A 3385-nucleotide genomic window follows, 5' to 3' on the forward strand; every position below is an offset into this window, starting at 1 on the left:
GCTATGCGCATGACCTGGGGCTCGCCTTCCAGATCGCCGACGACCTGCTGGATGCCGAGGGCGACGAGACGGTCGCGGGCAAGAAGCTGCGCAAGGACGGAGAGGCGGGCAAAGCGACGTTCCTGACGTTGCTGGGCGTGGAGCGGGCACGGGCGCAGTGCGGGATGCTGGTCGATCAGGCGATCGAGCATCTGCGCCATTACGGCCCGGAGGCGGACCTGCTTCGCGCCGTCGCCCGCTATGTGGTGGAGCGCGACCATTGACCCGGATCGGCGTCTATCCCGGCACCTTCGATCCGGTCACGCTGGGCCACATGGACATCATCCGGCGCGGCGCCAAGCTGGTCGACCGGCTGGTGATCGGGGTGACGACCAACCCGTCCAAGTCGCCGATGTTCACGCTGGACGAGCGCATGGCGATGGTCCGGCGCGAAGTGGCGGATGTGGGTGGCGAGATCCACGTCGTCGCGTTCGATTCGCTGCTGATGGATTTTGCCGAGCGCGAGGGCGCCCGGGTGATCGTCCGCGGCCTGCGCGCGGTGGCCGATTTTGAGTACGAGTACCAAATGGCCGGCATGAACCAGCAGATCAATCCGCGGGTCGAGACCGTGTTCCTGATGGCCGACGTAGCGCTGCAACCCATCGCCAGCCGGCTGGTCAAGGAAATCGCGCTGTTCGGCGGCGAGATCGCCCGCTTCGTGCCGCCCACCGTGCGCGACGAGGTGGTGGCGCGCGTCGGGCAGATCGGCCGCAAGGGACGCTGAAGCCCGGCGTTGCCGGCGCCACGTTCAGTTTGGCGCAAGTGGCGATTTGCTCTAGAGCGCCGTGATCCTGATAGCCCTTGGGGAAGAAATGCGCGTTTTCGCCGGTATCGTTGCAGTGGTGGCCAGCTTGTTCGCGGTGCCCGCCGCCGCGCAAGTGCAGGCGCCGGTCGCCCCGCGTGCGGCGCCGCCGCTGGTCACCGACAAGGAAAATCTCTGGCTGCTCGATCTGTCGACCGGTGGCCGGGTGACGATCTGGCTGCGTCCCGATGTTGCGCCCAAGATGGTGGAGCGGATCAAGACGCTGACCCGCCAGCATTTCTATGACGGGTTGCTGTTCCACCGCGTCATCGACGGCTTCATGGCGCAGGGTGGCGATCCCAAGGGCGACGGGACCGGCGGGTCGGAGCTGCCCAACGTACCCTCGGAGTTCAACTACCTGCCGCATGTGCGCGGATCGGTGTCGGCCGCGCGGGCGGAGGATCCGAACAGCGCCAACAGCCAGTTCTTTATCGTCTTCCAGCCGCGCCTGGCGCTGGACAAGAAATATACGGTGTTCGGCCGGGTGATCGACGGCATGCAATATGTCGATCCGATCGAGCGTGGCGAGCCGCCGGCGAACCCGTCGCGGATCGTCCACGCCTATATCGCGGCGGACAATCCCCCGCCCTTCCAGCCGCTGCCGGTTGCCGCCCCCGCCGCCGGGCTGGGCGCGCCGGTGACGCTGCCCGGTGCTGCGGTCGCGGCTCCCAAGCCGGCCGCCCGGACGCCTGCGCCGACAGCGCGGAAGGCCGCGCCGAAGCGCCAGTGAACGTCGATCTTTTCGACTTCGCGCTTCCCAACGACCGCATCGCGCTGCACCCCGCCGCACCGCGCGATGCGGCGCGGATGCTGGTGCTGGATGGCGACGCGACGCGCGACGCGGTGGTGCGCGACCTGCCCGGATGCCTGCGTGCGGGCGACCTGCTGGTCTTCAATGATACGCGGGTGATTCCGGCGCAGCTGGAGGGCATGCGCGGGGAGGCGCGTATTGGGGCGACGCTGCACAAGCGCGAGGGGCCGCGCCGCTGGCGCGCTTTTATCCGCAATGCCAAGCGGTTGCGTAACGGCGACGTGATCGAATTCGGCGCGGGTGTCACCGCCAGCGCAGGCGAGCGGGGCGAGGATGGCAGCTTCGTGCTGGACTTTGCGGGTGACGAACCCGTCGAGCTGCTGCTGGAACGCGCCGGACGCATGCCGCTGCCCCCCTATATCGCGCAAAAACGCGGGATCGAGCCACGCGACGCGGACGATTACCAGACGATGTTCGCCAACGAGCCCGGCGCGGTGGCGGCACCGACGGCGGCCCTGCATTTCACGCCCGAGCTGATTGCGGCACTGGAGGCGGCAGGCATCGGCCATGCCACGCTGACCCTGCATGTCGGCGCGGGCACCTTCCTGCCGGTAAAGGCGGACGACACCGCGGACCACCGCATGCATGCCGAATGGGGCCGGATCGACCAGGCGACCGCAGATCGGCTGAACGCGACAAGGGCGGCAGGCGGGCGTGTGATCGCGGTCGGCACCACCTCGCTGCGCCTGATCGAGAGCGCCAGCGGCGAGGATCGGATCGTCCGCCCGTTCGAGGGGGATACCGCGATCTTCATCACCCCCGGTTACCGGTTCAAGGGGATCGACGGGCTGATGACCAATTTCCACCTGCCGCGATCGACGTTGTTCATGCTGGTGTCAGCCTTGATGGGGCTGGAGCGTATGCAGGCGGCCTATGCGCATGCGATCACGCACGGATACCGCTTCTATTCGTACGGCGATGCGTCGCTGTTGCTGCCGGAGAGTGCCGCATGATCGTGGCTGTGCTGGGATTGCTGCTTCAGGCCGGTACCCCGACGGCGCAGGAGGCGGAGATCATCGTGCCCGGCCCCGCCAAGCCGTCCGCGCAGACGCCGGCGACGATGGTGCTGGAGCCGGTGGCGATGTTCATCGCGGCGTGCGACGAGGACGGCGATGGCCGCACCGACCGGGCCGAGCTGTCGGCCTGTGTCGATCGTTCCTTTCGCCTGGTCGACACAGGCAGCACCGGCCGCATGCGCTACCTGATCTTTGCGGATTGGGCACAGCGTTTCCTGGGCGACCGCAACGCGCTGCCCAGCCCGTTCGAGGTCGATCGCGACAGCGACGACATGGTGGGGCTGGACGAGTTGCAGGCGCATTTCGCCAAGCTGTATTCGCGTTTCCACAAGGATGGCGGCGAGGGTATCAGCCGCGCCGAACTGCTGACCTTCCGTACCGCCCCGATCGATGCGCAGGGGCCGTCCCGCCCCGCCGATCGCGGACGAAAGCCAAAGGGCGAGGCCGGGCGGCCCCGCTAGAAAGACCGATGCCATGACCCGTTTCGCCTTTTCCATCCACGCCACCGACGGCCGCGCGCGCACCGGCGCGATCGCGATGGAGCGCGGCACGATCCGCACGCCTGCCTTCATGCCGGTGGGCACCGCCGCCACCGTCAAGGCGATGAAGCCCGGCGATGTCGCGGCATCGGGCGCGGACATCATCCTGGGCAACACCTATCACCTGATGCTGCGCCCCGGTGCCGAGCGGGTGGACCGGCTGGGCGGGCTGCACGAC

6 protein-coding genes are annotated in these 3385 nt (G+C 68.1%); all 6 read left to right on the forward strand.

Annotated features, from left to right (window positions below):
* On the forward strand, positions 1–263 hold a 263-nt coding region (locus Q0U08_RS19100; protein ID WP_298093334.1), incomplete at its 5' end, for a polyprenyl synthetase family protein.
* The gene (gene coaD / locus Q0U08_RS19105; protein WP_298093335.1) at positions 260–763 is read left to right on the forward strand and encodes a pantetheine-phosphate adenylyltransferase; all 504 of its coding nucleotides are present in this window, start codon (positions 260–262) and stop codon (positions 761–763) included. The genes Q0U08_RS19100 and coaD, both read left to right, overlap by 4 nt.
* A gap of 88 nt (positions 764–851) precedes the next feature.
* Entirely contained in the window at positions 852–1571 is a 720-nt protein-coding gene (locus tag Q0U08_RS19110; RefSeq protein WP_298093336.1) for a peptidylprolyl isomerase, read from the forward strand.
* Positions 1568–2605, forward strand: coding sequence for a tRNA preQ1(34) S-adenosylmethionine ribosyltransferase-isomerase QueA (gene queA, locus Q0U08_RS19115; RefSeq protein WP_298093337.1), 1038 nt, complete (start codon positions 1568–1570; stop codon positions 2603–2605). Before Q0U08_RS19110 ends, queA begins: the two co-directional genes overlap by 4 nt.
* On the forward strand, positions 2602–3129 hold the full coding sequence (locus Q0U08_RS19120; protein WP_298093339.1) for an EF-hand domain-containing protein: 528 nt from the start codon (positions 2602–2604) through the stop codon (positions 3127–3129). Before queA ends, Q0U08_RS19120 begins: the two co-directional genes overlap by 4 nt.
* Before the next feature lie 13 nt (positions 3130–3142).
* Positions 3143–3385 (forward strand): tRNA-guanine transglycosylase (locus Q0U08_RS19125; RefSeq protein ID WP_298093341.1); only part of this gene is annotated, 243 nt, incomplete at its 3' end.

It is taken from the genome of uncultured Sphingomonas sp. (assembly GCF_946477935.1).
Classification (GTDB): Bacteria; Pseudomonadota; Alphaproteobacteria; order Sphingomonadales; family Sphingomonadaceae; genus Sphingomonas.